General features: G+C 67.8%; 16 protein-coding genes. 7 read left to right on the forward strand and 9 right to left on the reverse strand.

All coding sequences use genetic code 11. The annotated features are described in order from the left end of the window. Positions 1 to 51: 51 nt before the first annotated feature. A complete protein-coding gene (gene uvrA, locus VLK31_RS27565) occupies positions 52 to 5,991 on the reverse strand; it encodes an excinuclease ABC subunit UvrA (RefSeq protein ID WP_409171662.1) in 5,940 nt (1,979 codons plus the stop codon). A 204-nt stretch (positions 5,992 to 6,195) separates the two neighbouring features. Here uvrA and VLK31_RS27570 point away from each other — a divergent pair, with 204 nt between their 5' ends. Both VLK31_RS27570 and VLK31_RS27575 read left to right on the forward strand, forming a co-directional pair. Then, entirely contained in the window at positions 6,196 to 7,308 is a 1,113-nt protein-coding gene (locus VLK31_RS27570; protein WP_409171663.1) for an ABC transporter substrate-binding protein, read from the forward strand. Positions 7,309 to 7,497: 189 nt separating this feature from the next. Further along, positions 7,498 to 8,628: an ABC transporter substrate-binding protein gene (locus tag VLK31_RS27575; RefSeq protein ID WP_409171664.1), complete on the forward strand. Its 1,131-nt coding sequence runs from the start codon at positions 7,498 to 7,500 to the stop codon at positions 8,626 to 8,628. 27 nt (positions 8,629 to 8,655) lie between these two features. On the opposite strand, the gene VLK31_RS27580 is transcribed toward VLK31_RS27575, so the two are convergent. From VLK31_RS27580 to VLK31_RS27600, 5 genes are all read right to left on the reverse strand, one after another. Next, positions 8,656 to 8,805 (reverse strand): hypothetical protein, encoded by a 150-nt coding sequence (locus VLK31_RS27580; protein WP_409171665.1) that lies wholly within the window; start codon positions 8,803 to 8,805, stop codon positions 8,656 to 8,658. Positions 8,806 to 8,928: 123 nt separating this feature from the next. Further along, positions 8,929 to 10,623, reverse strand: coding sequence for an MFS transporter (locus VLK31_RS27585; protein WP_409171666.1), 1,695 nt, complete (start codon positions 10,621 to 10,623; stop codon positions 8,929 to 8,931). 181 nt (positions 10,624 to 10,804) lie between these two features. Next, the gene (locus VLK31_RS27590; protein WP_409171667.1) at positions 10,805 to 11,446 is read right to left on the reverse strand and encodes a 2-hydroxychromene-2-carboxylate isomerase; all 642 of its coding nucleotides are present in this window, start codon (positions 11,444 to 11,446) and stop codon (positions 10,805 to 10,807) included. Next, positions 11,443 to 11,700, reverse strand: a complete 258-nt coding sequence (locus VLK31_RS27595) for a DUF1289 domain-containing protein (RefSeq protein ID WP_409171668.1) — start codon at positions 11,698 to 11,700, stop codon at positions 11,443 to 11,445. Before VLK31_RS27595 ends, VLK31_RS27590 begins: the two co-directional genes overlap by 4 nt. Next, positions 11,697 to 12,185 (reverse strand): YbaK/EbsC family protein, encoded by a 489-nt coding sequence (locus VLK31_RS27600; protein WP_409171669.1) that lies wholly within the window; start codon positions 12,183 to 12,185, stop codon positions 11,697 to 11,699. The genes VLK31_RS27595 and VLK31_RS27600 overlap by 4 nt, the downstream gene beginning before the upstream one ends. 109 nt (positions 12,186 to 12,294) lie before the next feature. Here VLK31_RS27600 and VLK31_RS27605 point away from each other — a divergent pair, with 109 nt between their 5' ends. From VLK31_RS27605 to VLK31_RS27625, 5 genes are all read left to right on the forward strand, one after another. Next, positions 12,295 to 12,459: a hypothetical protein gene (locus VLK31_RS27605; protein WP_409171670.1), complete on the forward strand. Its 165-nt coding sequence runs from the start codon at positions 12,295 to 12,297 to the stop codon at positions 12,457 to 12,459. 186 nt (positions 12,460 to 12,645) lie between these two features. Further along, a complete protein-coding gene (gene nirB, locus VLK31_RS27610) occupies positions 12,646 to 15,177 on the forward strand; it encodes a nitrite reductase large subunit NirB (RefSeq protein ID WP_409171671.1) in 2,532 nt (843 codons plus the stop codon). A gap of 21 nt (positions 15,178 to 15,198) precedes the next feature. Next, positions 15,199 to 15,540, forward strand: coding sequence for a nitrite reductase small subunit NirD (gene nirD, locus VLK31_RS27615; protein WP_409171672.1), 342 nt, complete (start codon positions 15,199 to 15,201; stop codon positions 15,538 to 15,540). A 58-nt stretch (positions 15,541 to 15,598) separates the two neighbouring features. Then, positions 15,599 to 16,411: a formate/nitrite transporter family protein gene (locus tag VLK31_RS27620; RefSeq protein WP_409171673.1), complete on the forward strand. Its 813-nt coding sequence runs from the start codon at positions 15,599 to 15,601 to the stop codon at positions 16,409 to 16,411. Between the two features lie 11 nt (positions 16,412 to 16,422). Then, positions 16,423 to 18,174, forward strand: a complete 1,752-nt coding sequence (locus VLK31_RS27625) for a protein kinase domain-containing protein (protein WP_409171674.1) — start codon at positions 16,423 to 16,425, stop codon at positions 18,172 to 18,174. Between the two features lie 25 nt (positions 18,175 to 18,199). On the opposite strand, the gene VLK31_RS27630 is transcribed toward VLK31_RS27625, so the two are convergent. The 3 genes from VLK31_RS27630 to VLK31_RS27640 form a co-directional block, all read right to left on the reverse strand. Next, positions 18,200 to 19,120 (reverse strand): hydroxymethylglutaryl-CoA lyase, encoded by a 921-nt coding sequence (locus tag VLK31_RS27630; RefSeq protein ID WP_409171675.1) that lies wholly within the window; start codon positions 19,118 to 19,120, stop codon positions 18,200 to 18,202. A gap of 142 nt (positions 19,121 to 19,262) precedes the next feature. Continuing rightward, positions 19,263 to 20,432 (reverse strand): acyl-CoA dehydrogenase family protein, encoded by a 1,170-nt coding sequence (locus tag VLK31_RS27635; RefSeq protein WP_409171676.1) that lies wholly within the window; start codon positions 20,430 to 20,432, stop codon positions 19,263 to 19,265. Beyond that, entirely contained in the window at positions 20,429 to 21,655 is a 1,227-nt protein-coding gene (locus VLK31_RS27640) for a CaiB/BaiF CoA transferase family protein (protein WP_409171677.1), read from the reverse strand. Before VLK31_RS27640 ends, VLK31_RS27635 begins: the two co-directional genes overlap by 4 nt. Between the last annotated feature and the right edge of the window lie 219 nt (positions 21,656 to 21,874).

Below are 21,874 nucleotides of genomic sequence, written 5' to 3' on the forward strand. Positions count from 1 at the left end.
ATTCGGTTGGAAAGGCGCGTGCGCTCACGCGCCGCACGCCCTCCCACCGAGTCAGCGCGCCAGCACCGGCGCCAATGCCACGCCCGTGTGCGTGCCCAGCCGCACCACCTCTTCCGGCGGTGCCGCGGCCACGATGCGCCCGCCCGCGTTGCCGCCTTCGGGCCCGAGGTCGAGCACCCAGTCGGCCTCGGCGATCACGTCGAGGTCATGCTCGATCACCACCACGCTGTGGCCGCCGTTCACCAGCCGGTGCAGCACGTGGATCAGCTTCTCGACGTCGGCCATGTGCAGGCCCACGGTCGGCTCGTCGAGCACGTACAGCGTGTGCGGCGCCTTCTGGCCGCGGCGGGTGATGTCGTCGCGCACCTTGCTGAGTTCAGTCACCAGCTTGATGCGCTGCGCCTCGCCGCCCGACAGCGTGGGCGAGGGCTGCCCCAGCGTGAGGTAGCCCAGCCCCACGTCTTTCAGCAACTGCAGCGGGTGGGCGATGTTGGGCATGCTCGCGAAGAACGCGACCGCCTCGTCGACCTCCATCTTCAGCACGTCGCCAATGCTCTTGCCGCGCCAGCTCACGGCCAGCGTCTCGGGGTTGAAGCGCGCACCGTGGCACACCTCGCAGGGCACCTTCACGTCGGGCAGGAAGCTCATCTCGATGGTGCGCACGCCGGCGCCTTCGCAGCCCGGGCAGCGGCCTTCGCCGGTGTTGAAGCTGAAGCGCGCTGGGCCGTAGCCGCGCGCCTTGGCTTCCAGCGTGTCGGCGAACAGTTTGCGGATGGTGTCCCAGAAGCCGATGTAGGTGGCCGGGCAGCTGCGCGGCGTCTTGCCGATGGGCGTCTGGTCGACCTCCAGCACGCGGTCGATGGTCTCGTAGCCGTCCACGCTGCTGCAGCCGGCCCAGGCCGGGCGCTTGCCCGCGGCGTCCGCGTCGCGGCCCGCCTTGGTCATGCGCTGCACCACGATGCCCTGCACGTTGGCCAGCAGCACGTCGCGCGCCAGCGTCGACTTGCCCGAGCCGCTCACGCCGGTGACCACCACAAGGCGGTGCAGCGGCAGCGTGGCGGTCACGTCCTGCAGGTTGTGCAGGTCGGCGCGGTGCACGGTGAGCCATGCGTTGACTCCCGCTCCTTGATTTGCTCCCTCTCCCTCTGGGAGAGGGTTGGGGTGAGGGCTCGCGGCGCTGGCCTTGGCCGCGGCCTTGTTCGATGCCGTCGTGCCCGCTCCCCGGCCCTCCCCCGGAAGGGGAGGGAGAGGGACAAGACGCCGCGCCTGCAAGGGATGCCGAATCGCGTCACGCAGATACCGCCCCGTCTGCGAATCGCCCGCCGCCTCGATGTCCGCCACCGAGCCCTCGGCCACCAGCCGCCCGCCGCGCTTGCCCGCGCTGGGACCGATGTCGATGATGTGGTCCGCCCGGCGAATGGTGTCTTCGTCGTGCTCCACCACCACCAGCGTGTTGCCCTTCTCGCCCAGCTTGTGCAGCGCGTTCAGCAGGATCTGGTTGTCGCGCGCATGCAGGCCGATGGTCGGCTCGTCGAGCACGTAGCACACGCCCTGCAGGTTGCTGCCGAGCTGCGCCGCCAGGCGAATGCGCTGGGCCTCGCCGCCACTCAGCGTGGGCGCGCCACGGTCGAGCGTGAGGTAGCCCAGGCCCACCTCTTCGAGGAACTCGAGCCGGCTCTTGATTTCCGGCACCAGGTCGCGCGCAATCTCGGCTTCGCGGCCCGAGAGCGAAAGCCCTTCAAACCACTGCCGCACCTCGATCACGCTCATGCGCGCCAGCGCGGTGATGCCGATGCCGCTCAGCCCGTCGGCCGGCGAGGCGCCGAAGCTCACGGCGCGTGCCGTGGCGTTCAGCCGCGTGCCCTGGCAGGTCGGGCAGGCGGTGTCGGCCAGGTCCTCGATCTCGGGTTCGCCGAAGGTCTGCTCGCGGCCCTTGTTGTCGTCGTCGCGCACGGAGTCGTCGAACACCTTGCGCTGGTCCTTGCTGAGCTTGACGCCCGTGCCCACGCAGTCGGGGCACCAGCCGTGCTTGCTGTTGTAGCTGAACAGGCGCGGGTCGAGCTCGGCGTAGCTGGTGCTGCAGATGGGGCAGGCGCGCAGCGTGGAGAACACGTCGACGCGGCCGATGCCCGCGGCGGACACGCCCGCCATCATGGCCGCGCGCAGGCCGTCGAGGTCGCTCATCACGTGCACCACGCCCTTGCCGTGCTCCAGCGCCTTGGTGAGCGCCTCGCGCAGCTCGGTCTCCTTCAAGGGCGACACGTCCAGGCTGGCCACCGGCAGCTCGATGCTGTGTTCCTTGAAGCGGTCGATGCGCGGAAAGCCGGTGGTCGGCAAGAAGTCGCCGTCCACGCGCAGGTGGGTGAAGCCACGCGGGCGCGCCCAGTCGGCCAGCTCGGTGTACACGCCCTTGCGGTTGATCACCAGCGGCGCGAGCAGGCCGATGTGCTGGCCCTTGAAGTTGCGCATCAGTTGCGCGGCAATGCTGTCGGGCGTTTGCGGCTGCACCGCGGCGCCGTCGTGAATGCAATGCTGAATGCCCAGCTTCACATACAGCAGGCGCAGGAAGTGCCACACCTCGGTGGTGGTGCCCACCGTGCTTTTGCGGCCACCGCGCGACAGCCGCTGCTCGATGGCCACGGTCGGCGGAATGCCGTACACCGCGTCCACCTCGGGCCGGCCGGCCGGCTGCACGATGCTGCGCGCATAGGCGTTGAGCGATTCCAGGTAGCGGCGCTGCCCTTCGTTGAACAGAATGTCGAAGGCCAGCGTCGACTTGCCCGAGCCGCTCACGCCGGTCACCACGCTGAACTTGCCGCGCGGAATGTTCACGCTAAGGTTCTTCAGGTTGTGCTCGCGCGCATTGACGATCTCGATGGCGTTGGCCCCCGGCGTCGTCTTGGCGTTGGCGACGTAGCGGCGCGCGGCGCGCTCCGCCACCTTGTAGGCGTCGGGGCCGATGGCCAGCTCGTAGTCGGCCAGCGCGGCGCCGGTGAGCGAGGCGCGGTTCTCGCGCATCTGCTCGGGCGTGCCCTCGGCCACCACCTGGCCGCCGCCCTCCCCGCCTTCGGGGCCCAGGTCGATGAGCCAGTCGCTGGCGCGAATCACGTCCAGGTTGTGCTCGATGACGATCAGCGAATGCCCGGCGTCCAGCAGCTTGCGCAGCGCGCGCATGAGCCGCGCAATGTCGTCGAAGTGCAGGCCGGTGGTCGGCTCGTCGAACAAGAACAGCGTGCCCTTGCGCGCCAGCAACTGCTTGCTCGACGTGGCGTTCTTGGCCGCCTCGGCCAGGAAGCCGGCCAGCTTCAGGCGCTGCGCCTCGCCGCCGGAGAGCGTGGGCACGGGCTGGCCGAGCTTCACGTAGTCCAGGCCCACGTCGGAGATGGGCTGCAGCACGCGCAGCACGTCGCGGTCGCTTTCGAACACCACGGCCGCCTCGGCCACGGTGAGGTCGAGCACGTCGGCCACGTTGTAGCTCTTGCCCTTGCGCTCCACGCGCACTTCGAGAATTTCAGGGCGGTAGCGCTTGCCGTCGCAGTCGGGGCAGCGCAGGTACACGTCGGACAGAAACTGCATTTCCACGTGCTCGAAGCCCGAGCCGCCGCAGGTCGGGCAGCGCCCGTCGCCGGAGTTGAAGCTGAACTTGCTCGCGGTGTAGCCGCGCTGGCGCGACAGCGCCGCCGTGGCAAAAATCTCGCGGATGGCGTCCCACGCGCCCACGTAGCTCGCGGGGTTGGAGCGCGCCGTTTTGCCGATGGGCGACTGGTCGACAAAGACCACGTCGCCCAGGTGATCGGCCCCCAGCAGGCGGTCGTGCGCGCCCGGGGTTTCGGTGGCCTTGCCAAAGTGGCGCATGAGCGCGGGCGCCAGCACGTCCTGAATCAGCGTGGACTTGCCCGAGCCGCTGACGCCGGTGACGCACACCAGCCGCGCCAACGGAAACTCGACCGTGATGTTCTGCAGGTTGTGCTCGCGCGCGCCTTCCAGAATGAGCCGGTGCGTGTTTTCGCTCACCACCCGCTTGAAGCCCATGCCGATCTTCTTGCGCCCGCCGAGGTAGTTGCCGGTGAGCGTGTCGGCGTCGCGCAGCTGGTCGGTGGTGCCGTCGAACACGATCTGCCCGCCGCGGATGCCGGGGCCCGGGCCCATGTCGATCACGCGGTCGGCCGCGAGCATCACGGCCGGGTCGTGCTCGACCACCACCAACGTGTTGCCCGCATCGCGCAGGCGCAGCATGGCCTCGGTGATGCGGTTCATGTCGCGCGGGTGCAGGCCGATGCTGGGCTCGTCGAGCACGAACAGCGTGTTGACCAGCGAGGTGCCCAGCGCGGTCGTGAGGTTGATGCGCTGCACCTCGCCGCCGGAAAGCGTGCGGCTCTGGCGGTCGAGCGTGAGGTAGCCGATGCCGACGTCGTGCAGGTAGCGCAGGCGGGTGGTGATTTCTTCGAAGAGGAGTTTGAGGGCTTGAGTTTCGCCCTCACCCCTGCCCTCTCCCGCAAGCGGGAGAGGGAGCAATTCGGAACCCTCGGCCGGCTGCTCTGCCTTGCCCCCTCTCCCGCTTGCGGGAGAGGGTTGGGGTGAGGGCAACTGCCTGTCGAAGAACCGTCGCAGCCTCTCGATCGGCAACAGCATCAGGTCATGCAGACACAACCCCGGCAGCGCCTCCAGCTGCGCCCGCGTCCACTTCGCGCCGGTCGGCATGAAGCGCTTCTCGGGCGGCAGCACCGAGTCGGCGTCTTCCTTGCTGCCGATGCGCCAGATCAGGCTGTCGAGCTTGAGCCGCGCGCCGCTGCAGGTCGGGCACTGCGTGTAGCTGCGGTACTTCGACAAGAGCACGCGAATGTGCATCTTGTAGGCCTTGCTCTCCAGGTAGCCGAAGAAGCGGCGCACGCCGTACCACTGCTTGTTCCAGTTGCCTTCCTTGTAGTTGGGCGTGCCCTCGATCACCCAGTGCTTCTGCTCGTCGGTGAGCTTGTTCCAGGGCGTGTCGCGCGGAATGCCCGCCGCCTCGGCGTGGCGCATGAGGTCGTCCTGCGCTTCTTTCCAGGCCGGTGTCTGAATGGTCTTGATGGCGCCCGCGCGCAACGTGAGCTTGTCGTTGGGAATCACCAGGCCCAGGTCGACGCCGATGACGCGGCCGAAACCCCGGCAGGTGTCGCAGGCGCCCACGGCCGAGTTGAACGAGAACATCGACGGAATGGGGTCGGTGTAGCGGATGTCGCTCTCGGGGCAATGCAGGCCGGTGGAGAACTTCCACACCTCGGCAGGCGCGTTTTCATCGGCGCCCGTGGCATGCACGGTGACGCGCCCGCTGCCGCGCTTGAGCGCCACCTCGATGGCCTCGACCACGCGCGCGCGCTCGGCGCTGGATGCGCGAAAGCGGTCGGCCACCACGTCGAGCACCTTGCGCGGGCCGGTGGGCGTGGCCACCTCGCGCTCGGCCTGCACGCGCGTGAAGCCGCTGGCAGACAGCCACTGCGTGACTTCGTCTGCCGTGGTGCTCGCGGGCAGCTCGACCGGAAAGGTGACGACCAGCCGCGGGTCGCCCGCCGCGGCCGCGCGCTCGACGATCTGCGCATAGATGCTGTCGGGCGAGTCGTGGCGCACCGGCAGCGCGGTGTCGCGGTCGAACAGGCTGGCCGCGCGTGCGAACAGCAGCTTCAGGTGGTCGTTCAGCTCGGTCATGGTGCCGACCGTGGAGCGCGAGGAGCGCACCGGGTTGGTCTGGTCGATGGCGATGGCGGGCGGCACGCCCTCCACCTTGTCGACGGCCGGCTTGTCCATGCGGTCCAGGAACTGGCGCGCATAGGCGGAGAAGGTCTCCACATAGCGCCGCTGGCCTTCTGCATAGAGGGTGTCGAACACGAGACTGGACTTGCCCGAGCCGCTGGGCCCGGTAACCACGGTCATCTCGCCGGTGCGGATGTCGAGGTCGAGGTTCTGAAGATTGTGCTGGCGTGCGCCGCGAATCCGGATGGAGCCCTGTGTCATGAATGCCTTGAGGGGTGGGGCAAACATTCTAGGAAGGGACTGGCAACACGTTTGTGCATTGCGTCACAAGGCAGGCCACTTCGCAGGGGTTTCTCCGAATAGTGTTTGGGACACTTTCAGAAACAAATACGACGTTTGTTTGCGACTATTTCGCAAGCGTTTCCCACACCCCCTGATTCCCTGTAATTCCCTCGAAAGGCCTCCATGACGACCACGCGCACGCTTTGCGCCGCAGCCCTGCTGGCGCTGACCGCCTGGGGCGCCTCGGCCCAGATCCTCATTGGCCAGACCGCCGGCATGACCGGCTCGGTGGCCGCGAGCGTGAACGAAACCATCGGCGGCGCGCAACTGGTGATCGACGCGGTCAATGCCCAAGGCGGCATCCATGGCGAGAAGATCGAGGTGATCCGCATGGACGACGCCTTCGACGTGAAGCGCGCCGGCGAGAACGCCCGCGTGCTGATCGAAGACAAGAAGGTGCTCGCGCTGTTCATGAGCCGCGGCACGCCGCATTCGCAAGCCATCATTCCGTGGCTGGAGAAGTACGACGTGGCGCTCATCGGCCCGTCGACCGGCGCCATGGTGCTGCACAAGCCGCTGCAAAAGCAGGTGTTCAACGTGCGCGCTACCTACCAGCGCGAGGCCGAGAAGGCGGTGCAGCACCTGCTGACCATCGGCCTTACGCGCATTGCGGTGGTGTACGTCACCGACTCCTTCGGCGCCGACGCGCTCGAAGGCGCCATGACCGGATTCACCAAGGGCAAGGCCAAGCCCAGCGTGACCATTCCGGCCGACCGCGAGAAGCCCGACTACAAGCTCATCGTGCCGGCCATCCAGCAGGCCAACGCGCAGGCCGTGGTGTGGATCGGCTCGGGCGTGGCGGTGGTCGACGGCATCAAGGCGCTGCGTGCGGCGGGCTCGGCGGCGCAGGTGGTCACGCTGTCGAACAACGCCTCTTCCGGCTTCATTCAGCAACTGGGCGACGCGAGCAAGGGCGTGATCGTGACGCAGGTGTTCCCCAACGAGCGCTCGCTCGGCCAGCCGATGGTGAAGGAGGCCATTGCGCTCGCGCAGGCCAAGGGCAAGGGAGAGCTGTCGCCGGCCGCGCTGGAAGGCTTTGCCGCGGCCAAGGTGATGGTGGAGGCATTGCGCCGCGCTGGCCCCAAACCCACGCGCTCCCGGCTGGTGGCCGCGCTCGAAAGCATCAAGGGCTACGACCTGGGCGGTGGGCTGGACGTGAGCTACTCGCCGCAGGACCACAGCGGCATCGACTTCGCGGACCTGTCGATCATCAGCGACGGGCGCTTCAAGCGCTGAGCCGCTTCTTTGGAGCTTGAACGCAACGGCCCGCCGGCCTGCCCGGCGGGCCGTTCGCGTTCCAGGGCCTGCAGGAGCGCTGGAAACCTTGGTTTGACAGGGTTTGCGCGCTCTGGCGCCGGTTCACGTTCGGCAACACATTACACATCTTCTGACAGAGACATCCGCTTCCTGGAAAGGCTTTGCTCTATGAAGAAGACGTTCACGCCCTGCGCTGTCGCGCTGCTCACCGCACTGACCCTGGCCCTGGGCGCGCCAGGCGCGTCGGCGCAGATACTCATCGGCCAGTCGGCCGACCTCTCGGGGCCGGTGGCGGCCAGCGTGAAGGAAACCATCACAGGCTCGCAGCTGGTGATCGACGCGGTGAACGCGCAGGGCGGCATCCTTGGCGAGCAAATCGAGGTGATTCGCATGGACGACGGCCTCGACGCCAAGCGCTCGCTGGAGAACACGCGGGTGCTCATCGAAGACCGCAAGGTGCTGGCGTTGCTGCTGAACCGCGGCACGCCCAACACGCTGGCGGTGATTCCGCTGCTCGACAAATACGGCGTGGCGCTGGTCGGCCCGTCCACCGGCGCCATGGCGCTCCACCAGCCGCTGCAGAAGAACATCTTCAACGTGCGCTCGACCTACCAGCGCGAGGCCGAAAAGGCAGTGCAGCACCTGCAGACCACCGGCATCCAGCGCATTGCGGTGGTGCAAGCGGACGACGCGTTCGGCAAGGACGCGATGGAAGGCGCGAACAAGGGCTTTGCCAAGGCCAACCTGAAGCCGGTGGTGGTGGTGCTGTCCGACCGCAACAAGCCCGACCACGCTGCCATCGTGCCGCGGCTCACGCAGGCGAACGCGCAGGCGGTGCTGTGGATCGGCTCGGGCACGGCGGTGGCCGACGGCATCAAGGCGCTGCGCGCCGCGGGCTCGGCGGCGCAGATCATCACGCTGTCGAACAACGCGGCTTCGGGCTTCATCAAGGAGCTGGGCTCGGCCAGCGCGGGCGTGATCATCACGCAGGTGCTGCCCTACGAACGCGCGGCGGCGCACCCGCTCATCAAGGAGGCGATGACGCTGGCCAAGGCCAAGGGCCAGGACCCGAATGCGCTGTCGCCCGCGCTGCTCGAAGGCTTCGTGGCCACCAAGGTGCTGGTCGAGGCGCTGCGCCGCACCGGGCCCAAGCCCACGCGCGCCAGGCTCATCGCCACGCTCAACAGCTTTCAGTACGACCTGGGCCCGGGGCTCGACATCGGCTACTCGCCGACCGACCACACGGGCATCGACTACGTCGACCTCTCCATCGTGAGCGACGGCCGGTTCAAGCGTTAGCCGCCCGGCGGCTCAGCTCACATCGGTTCACTTCGGCGCGGCGGCCGGCGCGGGCTCGTGCGTGGGGGCGTCGCCGCCATGCTTTTCGCCCGACATGTCGACCTTGTCACCGGCCCTGGAAATCATGAACAGTGCAATGGCGGCAAAGATGACGAAGCCGACGGCAATTTTCCACATGGGGGGTTGTCTCCTGATGGGTTGGCAAAGTGAAGCGCTCAAGAAAAAGGCCTCATGCAATTGGCATGAAGCCTTTTTGGGGAGCGGAGGGCGTTGCGCCCTCCCCTGTGTGTCGCCCGACGATCAGTCGTTGGCGTAGATGTCCACGTCCTTGGTCTCGCGGATGAACAGCGTGCCAATCACCAGCGTGATGCCCGCGATGATGATCGGGTACCACAGGCCGTTGTACATGTTGCCGGTCGACGCCACGATGGCAAAGGCCGTGGTCGGCAGCAGCCCGCCGAACCAGCCGTTGCCGATGTGGTACGGCAGGCTCATCGACGTGTAGCGGATGCGCGTGGGGAACATCTCCACCAGCATCGCGGCGATGGGGCCGTACACCATGGTCACCAGCAGCACCAGCCAGAACAGCAGCAGCACCGTGAGCACCTTGTTGATCTTGGCGGGGTCGGCCTTGCTCGGGTAGCCCGCCACCTTCAGGTCTTCGGCCACGCCCTTCTTGAAGGCGGCAATTTCCTTGGCGGAGGTTTCGTCGAACTTGAGGTTCACGACGTTGCCGACGGGTGCTTCCACCGTCTTGTCGCCAATCTTCACCACGGCCTTGGAACCCGGCGCGCCGGCCACGTTCTCATAGCTCACCGAGTTCTGCACCAGGTAGCGCTTGGCGATGTCGCACGAGCTCTTGAAGTCGATCTCGCGGGCCACCGGGTTGCCCTGGAACGAGCATGACGCCGGGTCGGCCGTTACCGTCACGCCGGCCGTGGCTTGCGCGCGGGCCAGGTCGGGGTTGGCGGCTTCGGTCAGCATCTTGAAGACCGGAAAGTACGTGACCACGGCCAGCAGGCAACCGGCCATGATGATCGGCTTGCGGCCGATCTTGTCCGACAGCGTGCCGAAGATCACGAAGAACGGCGTGCCCAGCAGCAGCGCCGCGGCAATCATCAGGTTGGCCGTGGTCGCGTCGACCTTCAACTGGGCCGTGAGAAAGAACAGCGCATAGAACTGGCCCGAGTACCACACCACCGCCTGGCCCGCCGTGAGACCGACCAGCGCGAGGATGACGATCTTCAGGTTCTTCCACTCACCGAACGATTCGGCCAGCGGCGCCTTGGAGGTCTTGCCCTCGGCCTTCATCTTCTGGAAGGCGGGCGACTCGCTCAGCGTCAGGCGGATCCACACAGAGACGCCCAGCAGCAGGATCGACACCAGGAACGGAATGCGCCAGCCCCAGTCGTTGAACACCGCTTCGCCCAGGCCTTCGCGCACGCCCAGAATCACCAGCAGGCTCAGGAACAGGCCGAGCGTGGCCGTCGTCTGAATCCACGAGGTGTACGCACCGCGCTTACCGTGCGGCGAATGCTCGGCCACATAGGTGGCGGCACCGCCGTACTCGCCGCCGAGCGCCAGGCCCTGCAGCATGCGCAGCGCAATCAGAATGACCGGCGCAGCGACGCCGATGGTCGCGTAGCTGGGCAGCAGGCCGACGATGAAGGTCGACAGGCCCATGATCAGAATGGTCACCAGGAAGGTGTACTTGCGACCGATCATGTCGCCCAGGCGGCCGAACACGATGGCGCCGAACGGACGCACCAGAAAGCCGGCGGCGAACGCGAGCAGCGCAAAGATGAAGGCCGCGCCCGCGTCCAGCCCGCTGAAGAACTGCTTGGCAATGATCGCGGCCAGCGAGCCGTAGAGGTAGAAGTCGTACCACTCGAACACGGTGCCGAGCGAGGAGGCGAAGATGACTTTCTTCTCCTCCGCGGACATGGGCCGGGGGGCCGGATGCGGTACTCCCCGTGAATCTAGTGTGGCTGCCATTGGTCGTCTCCTGTGTGTATGCGTTCATGCGACGCCCGATGTCCGGGGCGCCGTGAGGCATTCTTGGAGGCGCGACTGACCCGAGACTTGCGCCAAACTGAACCGACGCTTACGAATTAGGGTGAAACCCGTGGGGGGCGTTTCAGCTTGTAAGAAACCGAAGCCCTACGCGGGTTTGTCCTCAGGGCCTGGTGCGCAGCACAGAGGGGCGCTGGTCGGCGCCGTGCCATTGCGGGCCGTCGAACCACGCGTCGCCAGACAGGTAGGCGCGCAGCATCGCTAAGCCGTCGAAGCCCCAGAACAGGCGCCCGTCGACAACATAGGCCGGTGTGCCGAACACGCCCAGTTGCAGCGCCTCGTCGGTGTTGCGCTTGAGCAGGGCCTTGCTCTCGTCGCTGCCGGCTTCGCGCCGGGGCTGCAGCTGCGCGGTGAGCGCGGCAAGGCGCGCGGCATCGCCCGCTTCCAGGCCGCCGCGCCACACGTGGCGAAAAACCGTTTCGGCCACCAGGCGGCTCACCGTGCCGTCGTCGCTGGTCGACAGCGCCAGGCGCAGGTGTGCCAGCGGGTTGTAAGGATGCGAGGCCGGCATATCGATGGGAATGCCGTGCGTGTGGCCCAGCCACAGCACGTGCCGGTAGGTCCAGCTGCGCTTGGACGGAATCTCCGCCGGGCCAAGCTGGCCGTGCTGCTTGAGCAGCGCGCCCAGCAGCACCGGCTTGTAGGCCACGCTGTAGCTCAGGCCTTCGAGCGCCTCTGGCAGGTGCTCGAACGCAAGGTGCGCGTAGGGCGAGATGAAGTCGAGATAGAAGTCGATGTGCTTCATGCGGCGTTGTCTCCTGGCACGCGCCAGATGCCGGCCCGTGCGCGCAACTCTATCGCGCGCCACACGTGGCGCCGCGTCTCGTCTTCCATCTTGCTCCAGCCCGCAATCTCGGGAATGGTGCGCAGGCAGCCTTCGCAGAAGCCGCTCAGGCGGTCCATGCGGCACACCGAGGTGCAGGGCGAAGGCACGGCATCGGCCGCGCCCTGTACCGACACGGCGCGCTCGGCCAGCGTTTCAGCAGCGTCGAAATTCACACCACGTCCGCCACCGGCGCGCCGGTGAGTTTTTCGAGGTCTTGCGGGCGCAGCTGGAACACCGCATGCGGATGGCCCGCGGCGGCCCAGATCTCCTCGAAGCGAAACAGCTCGCGGTCGATCAGCACCACCGGCTTGGTGACGTGCCCCACGGGCGACACGCCGCCGATGGTGAAGCCGGTGCGCGCCTTCACGAAGTCGGCGTCGGCGCGGCCGGTCTTGCCGACCAGCGCATCGACCTTCTTCTCGTCCACGCGCTTGTCGCCCGAGGTAATGACCAGCACCGCCACCTCGTCGCTCTTGCGGCGAAAGATGATGCTCTTGGCGATTTGCCCGACGGAGATGCCGAGCGCGTCGGCCGCCTGCTGCGCGGTGCGGCAGGCGTCGTCGAGCATGCGCGGCGAATGGGGATGGCCGGCGTCCTGCAGCACGCGTGCAACGCGTTGGACACCTTCAGGGAGGGAATGAAGTTCGGAGCCGCACATGAGGGGTTCAGGGCTGGTTCAGCAGTTCGTAAGGGGTTCGTGGGGGTCCTGGGAGGCGGTGGCCCCGCGTCGCAGGCACCCCGAGCATACGGAAAAGCCCCGCGCACCAATGAGAGACCCGCGCCGCGCCAAGGCGCACGCCGCCCGTGCGCACGGCACCGGCGCTGGTTCGTTTTCGGTGCGCAACCGGGCGCCGCCCCTGTTTTCACGGGCCTTCCAACAGTTTTCCAACGGCACGGATATTGCTGAACACGAGCGTGACCCGCTGACCTGATGGCGGATTCACATTGCCTCCGCTAACGACGGCGGGGTTCGAGCGAGCCGATGGCCCCACAGCCGCCGGCTCGTGCGCTCCAACCCATTTCGCATCCGTTCCGTCGCGGGGGCTCCCCTGGCGCTGTCTGCCCCGACAGTGCCAGAGGGCTGCATCTTCGAAGGCCGGCCGCGTGCAGGACCCCACATGAAGATCGCAGTCATCGGCCACGGCATGGTCGGCCACAAATTCCTCGAGCAGCTCCACGAACTCGGCGTTGCCGATGCACAGGTCACCGTGCTGTGCGAAGAGCCCCGCCCGGCCTACGACCGGGTGCACCTGTCCGAATTCTTCGCCGGCAAGACGGCCGAAGACCTGTCGCTGGTCGAGCCCGGCTTCTTCGAGCGCAGCGGCTTCACGCTGCGCCTGGCGGCCCGCGCGGCGGCCATCGAGCGGCGCAACAACACCGTCACCACCGCCGACGGCGAAGTCATCGCGTACGACAAGCTGGTGCTCGCCACCGGCTCCTTCCCCTTCGTGCCCGCCGTGCCGGGCCGCGACCGGGCCGACTGCTTCGTCTACCGCACCATCGAGGACCTGGAGGCCATGAAGGCCTGCGGTGCCCGCTCGCGCACCGGCGTGGTGGTGGGCGGCGGCCTGCTGGGCCTGGAATGCGCCAAGGCGCTGCGCGACATGGGCCTGGAAACCCATGTGGTGGAGTTCGCGCCGCGCCTCATGGCCGTGCAGGTCGACGAAGGCGGTGGCCGCGCGCTGCGCAACAGCATCGAGGCCCTGGGCCTGCATGTGCACACGGGGCGCAACACGGTGGAGATCACCGACGGCGCCACGGCCCGCCACCGCATGGTGTTTGCGGACGGCACGCACCTGGAGACCGACATGATCGTGTTCTCCGCCGGCATTCGCCCGCGCGACGAACTGGCGCGCCAGAGCGTGCTGGCGGTGGGCCCGCGCGGCGGTGTGGCGGTGGACAGCCACTGCCGCACCAGCGACCGCAACATCTACGCCATTGGCGAATGCGCGTCGTGGAACGAGCAGACCTTCGGCCTGGTCGCGCCCGGCTACGACATGGCCCGCGTGGCCGCCAAACACATTGCCGGCCAGCAAGACGCCGCCTTCACCGGCGCCGACATGAGCACCAAGCTCAAGCTGATGGGCGTGGACGTGGCGAGCATCGGCGACGCGCACGGCAAGACGCCCAGGTCGCGCGCCTACCAGTACATCGACGAGCGCAAGCAGGTCTACAAGAAAATCGTCGTAAGCGAGGACGGCACGCAGTTGCTGGGCGCGGTGCTGGTCGGCGACGCCACCGAATACGGCACGCTGCTGCAGATGGCGCTCAACGGCATTGCGCTGCCGGCCGAGCCCGAGTTCCTGATCCTGCCGTCGAGCGACGGCAAGGCCAAGCCGGGCCTGGGCGTGGATGCGCTGCCCGACACCGCGCAGATCTGCTCCTGCAACAACGTCACCAAGGGCCAGATCTGCGAGGCCGTGGGCCAGGGCGTTTGCACCAGCGCCGAGATGAAGGCCTGCACCAAGGCTGGCGCCACCTGCGGCGGCTGCGTGCCGCTGGTCACGCAGGTGATGAAGATGGAAATGGCCAAGCGCGGCATGGCCGTGAACAACCACCTGTGCGAGCACTTCGCGTATTCGCGCCAGGAGCTCTACCACCTGGTGCGCGTGGGCGAGATCCGCAGCTTTGCCGACCTGCTGGCCAAACACGGCAAGGGCCTGGGCTGCGACATCTGCAAGCCGACCGCCGCAAGCATCTTCGCGTCGTGCTGGAACGAGTTCGTGCTGAAGAAAGACCTGGCCGGCCTGCAGGACAGCAACGACTACTTTCTGGGCAACATCCAGAAGGACGGCAGCTACTCGGTAGTGCCGCGCATGCCGGGCGGCGAGGTCACGCCCGACGGGCTGATCGCGGTGGGCCAGGTGGCCAAGAAGTACGGCCTGTACACCAAGATCACCGGCGGCGCGCGGGTAGACATGTTCGGCGCGCGCGTGGAGCAGTTGCCCGCCATCTGGGAAGAACTGATTGCGGCCGGCTTCGAGTCGGGCCATGCCTACGGCAAGTCGCTGCGCACGGTGAAGAGCTGCGTGGGCTCGACCTGGTGCCGCTACGGCGTGGCCGACAGCGTGGGCCTGGCCGTGGAACTGGAGAACCGCTACAAGGGCCTGCGCGCGCCGCACAAGATCAAGTTCGGCGTGTCCGGCTGCACCCGCGAATGCGCCGAGGCGCAGGGCAAGGACGTGGGCCTCATCGCCACCGACAAGGGCTGGAACCTCTACGTGTGCGGCAACGGCGGCATGAAGCCGCGCCATGCCGAACTGCTTGCGAGCGACCTCGGCAAGGCCGAGCTCATTCGCATGATCGACCGCTTCCTGATGTTCTACGTGCGCACCGCCGACCGCCTGCAGCGCACCAGCACCTGGCGCGACAACCTCGAAGGCGGCCTGGACTACCTGAAGGGCGTGCTGCTGCAGGACACGCTGGGCCTGGGCGACGAGCTGGAGGCGCAGATGCAGCGCGTGGTCGACACCTACCAGTGCGAATGGACCACCGCGGTGAACGACCCCGCCACGCGCCAGCGCTTTCGCTCCTTCGTCAACAGCGAGAAGCCCGACGAGCACATCGTGTTCGTGCAGGAGCGCGGGCAGATTCGCCCGGCGCGCATGGAAGAGCGCACAGAGCCCGCCGCCGATGTGTCGATGGCCTGAAAGAACACCCAAGGAAACGCCATGACTTCACAAGACCTTCAATGGACCCCGGTGTGCGCCGCCACCGACATCCTGCCCGACACCGGCGTGTGCGCCCTGGTGCACGGCGTGCACGTGGCGATCTTCAGGGTCGGCCAGGAGCAGGCGCTGTTCGCCATCGACAACATCGACCCGAAGGCCAAGGCCAGCGTGCTGTCGCGCGGGCTGGTCGGCAGCCTGGGCGAACGCATCGTGGTGGCTTCGCCGCTCTACAAGAACCACTTCGACCTGCGCAGCGGCGAATGCATCGAGGCGCCCGAGCACTCGGTGCGCGCGCATGCGGTGCGCGTGCACGAAGGCCGCGTGCTGGTCGCGCTGGCCTGACGCACCACCGCCGCCCCCTTTCATCCGTTTTGTCTTCACGCTTTTCCAAGGAAACCTCATGGCCTATCTAGCCCCCGCCGAGTTCGTCACCAAGATGGTGGACGCCGGTGAATCCAAGCTGCTCATGTCCACGCGCGACACGCTCATTCGCTCGTACATGGCCGGCGCCATCCTCGCGCTGGCGGCGGCCTTTGCGGTGAGCATCACCGTGAACACCGGCAACGCGCTGGTCGGCGCCATGCTGTTCCCGGTCGGTTTCATCATGCTGTACCTGCTGGGCTTCGACCTGCTGACCGGCGTGTTCACGCTGGCGCCGCTGGCCGTGCTCGACAAGCGCCCCGGCGCCACCTGGGCCGGCGTGCTCCGCAACTGGGGCCTGGTGTTCGTGGGCAACTTCGCGGGCGCGCTCACGGTGGCGGTGTTCATGGCCATCATCTTCACCTTCGGTTTCAGCGAAGCGCCCAACGCCATCGGCGAGCGGCTGGGCCACATCGGCGAAGGCCGCACGCTGGGCTATTCCGCGCACGGCGCGGCGGGCATGCTCACGCTGTTCATTCGCGGCGTGATGTGCAACTGGATGGTGTCCACCGGCGTGGTCGCGGCCATGATGTCGACCACCGTATCGGGCAAGGCCATCGGCATGTGGATGCCCGTGATGATCTTCTTCTACATGGGCTTCGAACACTCGATCGTCAACATGTTCCTGTTCCCCACCGGCCTGATGCTGGGCGGCAAGTTCACGCTGATGGACTACCTGATCTGGAACGAACTGCCTACGGTGTTCGGCAACCTGGTCGGCGGCCTGACCTTCGTGGGCTTGACGCTGTACGCCACGCACTACAAGACGGCGCCCAAGCGCGTCGCGGGCTGATCCACGCGCGCATGGCCGCCCTGCCCCGCAAGGCGCTGCGCGTCACGCTGGGCCAGCACTCGCTGGCGGGCGCCGGGCAGCGGGTCAACCAGGACTTTCATGGCGCGATGCTGCCCGAGGGGTCGCTGCGCGCCTCCAAAGGAATTGCCGTGGCGCTGGCCGACGGCATCGGCTCCAGCCGCGTGAGCCAGGTGGCGAGCGCGGCGGCGGTGCGCGGCTTTCTGGACGACTACTACGCCACCTCCGAGGCATGGTCGGTGCGCCGCAGCGCGCAGCGCGTGCTGAACGCCACCAACGCGTGGCTGCATGCGCAAACCATGCGCAGCGACGCGCGCTTCGACAAGGACAGCGGCTACGTCTGCACCTTCAGCGCGCTGATCCTGAAAGGCCGCAACGTGCACCTGCTGCACGTGGGCGATGCGCGCATCTACCGGCTGCACGCCAACGCGCTGGAGCAGCTCACCGAAGACCACCGCGTGCATGTGTCGTCCGTGGAGTCGTACCTCGGCCGCGCGCTGGGCGCGGGCGCCAACGTGGAGATCGACTACCGCTGCTGGGAGGCGGAGGTGGGCGAGGTCTACCTGCTGGCCACCGACGGCGCCCATGCGCACCTGGACATCGCCACGGTGAACGACGCGCTGGCCTGTGGCGCAGGCGACTTCGACCTGGCCGCCCGCCTGATCGCGCAGGCCGCCCACGCACGGGGCAGCGACGACGACAGCACGGTGCAGCTGCTGCGCATCGACGAGCTGCCCGTGGCCGACGCACCGCCGGCCCAGTTGCAGCGCGAAGGCCTGGCGATGCCGCCTGCGCTGGCACCGCGCGCGCGCTTCGAGGGCTTCACCCTGGTGCGCGACATTCACATGACCGCGCGCAGCCACGTCTACCTGGCCACCGACGACGCCACCGGCCAGGCCGTGGTGCTGAAGCTGCCTTCCGTGGACCTGCGCGACGACCCCGACTATCTCGACCGCTTCGTGCTGGAGGAATGGGTGGCGCGGCGCATCGACAGCCCGCACGTGCTCAAGGCCAGCACCATCACGCGCACGCGCAGCCACCTGTACGTGGCCATGGAGTACGTGCAAGGCCACACGCTGGCGCAATGGATGGTCGACAACCCGCGCCCCGCGCTGGACAGCGTGCGCGGCATCGTCGCGCAACTCGCGCGCGGCCTGCAGGCCCTGCACGGCAAGGAAATGCTGCACCAGGACCTTCGCCCCGAGAACGTGATGGTCGACCGCGCGGGCACCGTGAAGATCATCGACCTGGCCACCACCCACGTGGCGGGGCTGGCCGACGGCACGGGCGAGCGGCGGGCGCTGGCCATCGAAGGCACGCTGCAGTACACCGCGCCGGAGTACTTTGTCGGCCAGGGCGGCACGGCGCGTTCGGACCTGTTCTCGTTGGCCGTCATCACCTACCAGATGCTGGCCGGCCAGTTGCCTTACGGCCTGCAGGCGTCACGCATCCGCTCGACCGCCGATGTGGGGCGGCTGCGCTATGTGCCGGTGCGGCAATTTCGCCCCGACCTGCCCGCGTGGGTCGATGCCGTGCTGCAGAAGGCGCTGCATCCGCAGGCCATCAAACGGCAGGAGGCGGTGTCGGAGTTCGCGCAAAACCTGAAAGCGCCCGGGCCCGAATTTCTTCGCGCGCGGTCACCCGCGTTGATCGAACGGCGACCGGTGCTGTTCTGGCAATGCACGACCGTGCTGCTGGCCGCCGCGGTGGCCGTGCTGCTGGGGTTGCGCGCCTTCGGGCACTGAAGGCGCCGGCCGCCCTGCGTGCGGTTCAGCCCGCCCGCTTGGCGCGAATGGCCTTCGACGCGAGCGAGTTCGGTTCGCGGCCCAGCGCCTCGCTGATGTACACGCCCGCGTCGATCAGCTTGTCGAGGTCGATGCCGGTCTCGATGCCCATGCCGTGCAGCATGTAGACCACGTCTTCGGTCGCCACGTTGCCCGTCGCGCCCTTGGCGTAAGGGCAGCCGCCCAGACCGGCCGAAGAAGACTGGAAGTTCCACACGCCCATCTCCAGCGCCGCCAGCGTGTTGACCAGCGCCTGCCCGTAGGTGTCGTGGAAGTGTCCCGAAACGGCATCGACATCGAAGTGCGCCAGCGTGGCCTCCATCGCCGCTTGCACCTTGCGCGGCGTGCCCACGCCGATGGTGTCGGCCACGTCCACGCGCTGCACGCCGATGCCCTTCATCAGTTGCGCGAGGTAGGCGACCTTGGACGGGGCAATGTCGCCTTCATAGGGGCAACCGACGGTGCACGACATGGCGCCGCGCACGTAGATGCCCTTTTCGAGCGCGGCGGCCACCACGGGCGCGAAGCGCTCGATGCTCTCGGCAATGGAGCAGTTGATGTTCTTCTGGCTGAAGGCCTCGCTCGCGGCGCCGAACACCACGATTTCGTCGGGCCACTCTTCGCGCGGTGCGGCAATGGCGGCCTCGAAGCCCTTCATGTTGGGCGTGAGCACCGAGTAGCGCACGCCGGCCTTACGCTTGATGCCGTGCATCACCTCGGCGTTGTCGGCCATCTGCGGCACCCACTTGGGGCTCACGAAGCTGGTGACCTCGATCTCATTCAGGCCCGCGTCCTGCAGGCGGTGCACGAGGCCGATCTTCACTTCGGCGGAGACGGGCTGCTTTTCGTTCTGCAGGCCGTCGCGCGGGCCGACGTCGACGAGTTTGACTTGGCTGGGCAGTTTCATGGAATGTCTCTGGTGTCGCGGGCGGATGAAAAACCGCCTTCGATTGTCCGCCACATGCCATTGCCCTGCGTGGTACACAACTCGCGGAAGGTAGCAATGCGTGCCTGTCGGGTTGCAAATGGCGCCATCAATGCAACTCGGGTCAGTACGACTTGGGCAACCCCAGCGCCTTCTCGGCGATGAAGTTCAGGATCATCTGCGGGCTCACCGGCGCAATGCGCGGAATGTAGCTCTCGCGCAGCAGCCGCTCGACGTGGTATTCCTTGGCATAGCCCATGCCGCCCAGCGTGAGCACCGCGTTCTGGCAGGCGTCGTGCGCCGCTTCGGCTGCGAGGTACTTCGCCGCATTGGCCTCGATGCCGCAAGGCTCGCCCGCGTCGTACAGCGTGGCGGCCTTGAAGACCATCAGGTCGGCCGCTTCCAGGTTGGCCCAGGCGCGCGCCAGCGGATGCGCCACGCCCTGGTTCTGGCCGATGGGCCGGCCGAACACCACGCGCTCCTGCGCGTACTGCGAGGCTATGCGCAGCGCCGCGCGGCCGATGCCGACGGCCTCCGCCGCAATCAAGATGCGCTCGGGGTTCAGCCCGTGCAGGATGTACTCGAAGCCGCGCCCTTCCTCGCCGATGCGGTCTTCTTCAGGCACCTCGAGCCCGTCGATGAACAGCATGTTGGAGTCGACCGCCGCGCGGCCCAGCTTGTGGATCTCGCGCACCTCCACCTTGGCGCGGTCCAGCGGCGTGTAGAACAGCGTGAGGCCCTGCGTGGGCTTTTTCACCTGGTCGATGGGCGTGGTGCGCGTGAGGATCAGCATGCGATCGGCCACCTGCGCGGTCGATATCCAGATCTTGCGGCCGTGCAGCAGATAGCCGCCGTGCGGCTGGCGCACCGCCTGCGTCTTCAGCCGCGTGGTGTCGAGCCCCGCGTCGGGTTCGGTCACGGCGAAGCAGGCCTTCTCCGTGCCCGAGATCAGCGGCGGCAGAAAGCGCTGGCGCTGTTCTTCGGTGCCGAACACCACCACCGGGTTGAGCCCGAAGATGTTCATGTGCACCGCCGACGCGCCCGACATGCCCGCGCCCGACGCGCTGATGGCGCGCATCATCAGCGCCGCCTCGGTGATGCCGAGCCCCGCGCCGCCCTGGGCCTCGGGCATGGCGATGCCGAGCCAGCCGCTTTGCGCCACGGCGCGGTGGAACTCGTGCGGGAACACGGCGCGGTCGTCGAGGTCGCGCCAGTAGTCGGCGGGGAAGTCTTCGCACAGCCGTTCGATGGCCGCCACCAGCGAGCGCTGGTCTTCGTTCAGGGAGAAATTCATGGGGCGCTGTCTTTCGTGGGGTCGGGTTGCAGCGTGACGCCGCGCGCGAGCATCTGCGCGATGGCTTCGTCGTCGTAGCCTGCTTCGCGCAGCAGCTCCACGCTCTGTTCGCCGATGCGTGGCGTGGGCCGGCGAATGGCCGTGGGCGTGGCGCTGTAGCGCCCGACCGGTGCCAGGGTGCGGATGCGGCCCTCGCTCGGGTGGTCGAACTCGGGGTAGAAATCGACGGCGCGCAGGTGCGGGTCGCCGAGCAGGCTGTCGGTGCTGTGCAGGCGCGCAACCGGAATGTCGGCCGCGTCGAGCGCGGCAAACCAGGCGTCGCTGCTGCGCGTGGCCATCACCTCGGCGACGAAGGCGTACACGGCGCCGATGTTCGCGGCGCGTGCGGTGTGGGTGCCGAACATCGGCGAGCCGCGCAGGTCGGGCCGGCCGATCACGTCGAAGAAGGCCTGCCAGTGCTTGTCGTTGTAGATGAGCACGCTCAGGTGGCCGTCGGCCGTGGCGTAGGGCTTGCGGTGCGGCGCGAGCAGGCGCGCGTAGCCGGTGGGGCCGAGCGGTGGCTCGAAGCTGTGGCCGCCCAGGTGGTCGCCCATGACGAACTGCGCGAGCGCTTCGAACATCGGCACCTCCACGGCCTGGCCTTGGCCGGTGCGCTGCGCATGCAGCACGGCGGCCAGAAGCGCGATAGCCGCTTGCAGGCCGACGGCGCGGTCGGCCAGCGTGACGGGCGCATAGCGCGGCTCGCCGCCGCTTTGCTGCGCGAACAGCGAGGCCACGCCGGCCGCGCCCTGAATGAGGTCGTCGTAGGCGGGCTTGCCGGCGTAGGGGCCCTGCTCGCCGTAGCCGAACGCGCCGAGGTAGACGATCTTCGGGTTCACCGCGGCCACCGCGTCGTAGCCGAGGCCGAGCCGTGCCATCGCCTGCGGGCGCGTGTTGTAGATCAGCGCGTCGCAACCGGCCGCCAGCCGCAGGCAGGCTTCGAGGCCTTCGGGCTGCTTCAGGTCGAGCACGATGGAGCGCTTGTTGCGGTTCAGGTGCATCGCCATCGCGCCCATGCCGGCGTGGCGCATCGGGCCGACCGCGCGCAGGTTGTCGCCAGCGGGCGGCTCGACCTTGATGACGTCGGCGCCAAGGTCGCCCAGCGTCTGCGTGGCGTAGGGGCCCATCACCACGGCGGTGAGGTCGAGGATGCGAATGCCTTGAAGGGGTCCGGTGGTGTTCATGTCTTGCCCTTCGCTCCTTCCCCCTCCGGGGGAAGGCTGGGATGGGGGCGGGCAGAGCGCCCGGTGGATGCGCCGCTCGCCCCCACCCCTGCCCTCCCCCGGGAGGGGAGGGAGAAATACACCGGGCGCTTTCGTACGCGAAGTTCTTGCATCCGCATTGCTCCTTCCCCCTCTGGGGGAAGGCTGGGATGGGGGCGGGCAGAGCGCCCCGTGGATGCG

The organism is Variovorax sp. H27-G14 (assembly GCF_046156345.1).
GTDB lineage: Bacteria > Pseudomonadota > Gammaproteobacteria > Burkholderiales > Burkholderiaceae_C > Variovorax.

What these genes read in the sequence shown, in the direction of transcription:
- VLK31_RS27625 (WP_409171674.1), top strand. Translation starts at nt 16,423, where the DNA reads ATGGCCGCCCTGCCCCGCAAGGCGCTGCGCGTCACGCTGGGCCAGCAC.
- nirB (WP_409171671.1), top strand. Translation starts at nt 12,646, where the DNA reads ATGAAGATCGCAGTCATCGGCCACGGCATGGTCGGCCACAAATTCCTC.
- VLK31_RS27600 (WP_409171669.1), bottom strand. Translation starts at nt 12,185, where the DNA reads ATGTGCGGCTCCGAACTTCATTCCCTCCCTGAAGGTGTCCAACGCGTT.
- VLK31_RS27590 (WP_409171667.1), bottom strand. Translation starts at nt 11,446, where the DNA reads ATGAAGCACATCGACTTCTATCTCGACTTCATCTCGCCCTACGCGCAC.
- VLK31_RS27640 (WP_409171677.1), bottom strand. Translation starts at nt 21,655, where the DNA reads ATGAACACCACCGGACCCCTTCAAGGCATTCGCATCCTCGACCTCACC.
- VLK31_RS27630 (WP_409171675.1), bottom strand. Translation starts at nt 19,120, where the DNA reads ATGAAACTGCCCAGCCAAGTCAAACTCGTCGACGTCGGCCCGCGCGAC.
- VLK31_RS27570 (WP_409171663.1), top strand. Translation starts at nt 6,196, where the DNA reads ATGACGACCACGCGCACGCTTTGCGCCGCAGCCCTGCTGGCGCTGACC.
- VLK31_RS27605 (WP_409171670.1), top strand. Translation starts at nt 12,295, where the DNA reads ATGAGAGACCCGCGCCGCGCCAAGGCGCACGCCGCCCGTGCGCACGGC.
- VLK31_RS27585 (WP_409171666.1), bottom strand. Translation starts at nt 10,623, where the DNA reads ATGGCAGCCACACTAGATTCACGGGGAGTACCGCATCCGGCCCCCCGG.
- VLK31_RS27575 (WP_409171664.1), top strand. Translation starts at nt 7,498, where the DNA reads ATGAAGAAGACGTTCACGCCCTGCGCTGTCGCGCTGCTCACCGCACTG.
- uvrA (WP_409171662.1), bottom strand. Translation starts at nt 5,991, where the DNA reads ATGACACAGGGCTCCATCCGGATTCGCGGCGCACGCCAGCACAATCTT.
- VLK31_RS27635 (WP_409171676.1), bottom strand. Translation starts at nt 20,432, where the DNA reads ATGAATTTCTCCCTGAACGAAGACCAGCGCTCGCTGGTGGCGGCCATC.
- nirD (WP_409171672.1), top strand. Translation starts at nt 15,199, where the DNA reads ATGACTTCACAAGACCTTCAATGGACCCCGGTGTGCGCCGCCACCGAC.
- VLK31_RS27580 (WP_409171665.1), bottom strand. Translation starts at nt 8,805, where the DNA reads ATGTGGAAAATTGCCGTCGGCTTCGTCATCTTTGCCGCCATTGCACTG.
- VLK31_RS27620 (WP_409171673.1), top strand. Translation starts at nt 15,599, where the DNA reads ATGGCCTATCTAGCCCCCGCCGAGTTCGTCACCAAGATGGTGGACGCC.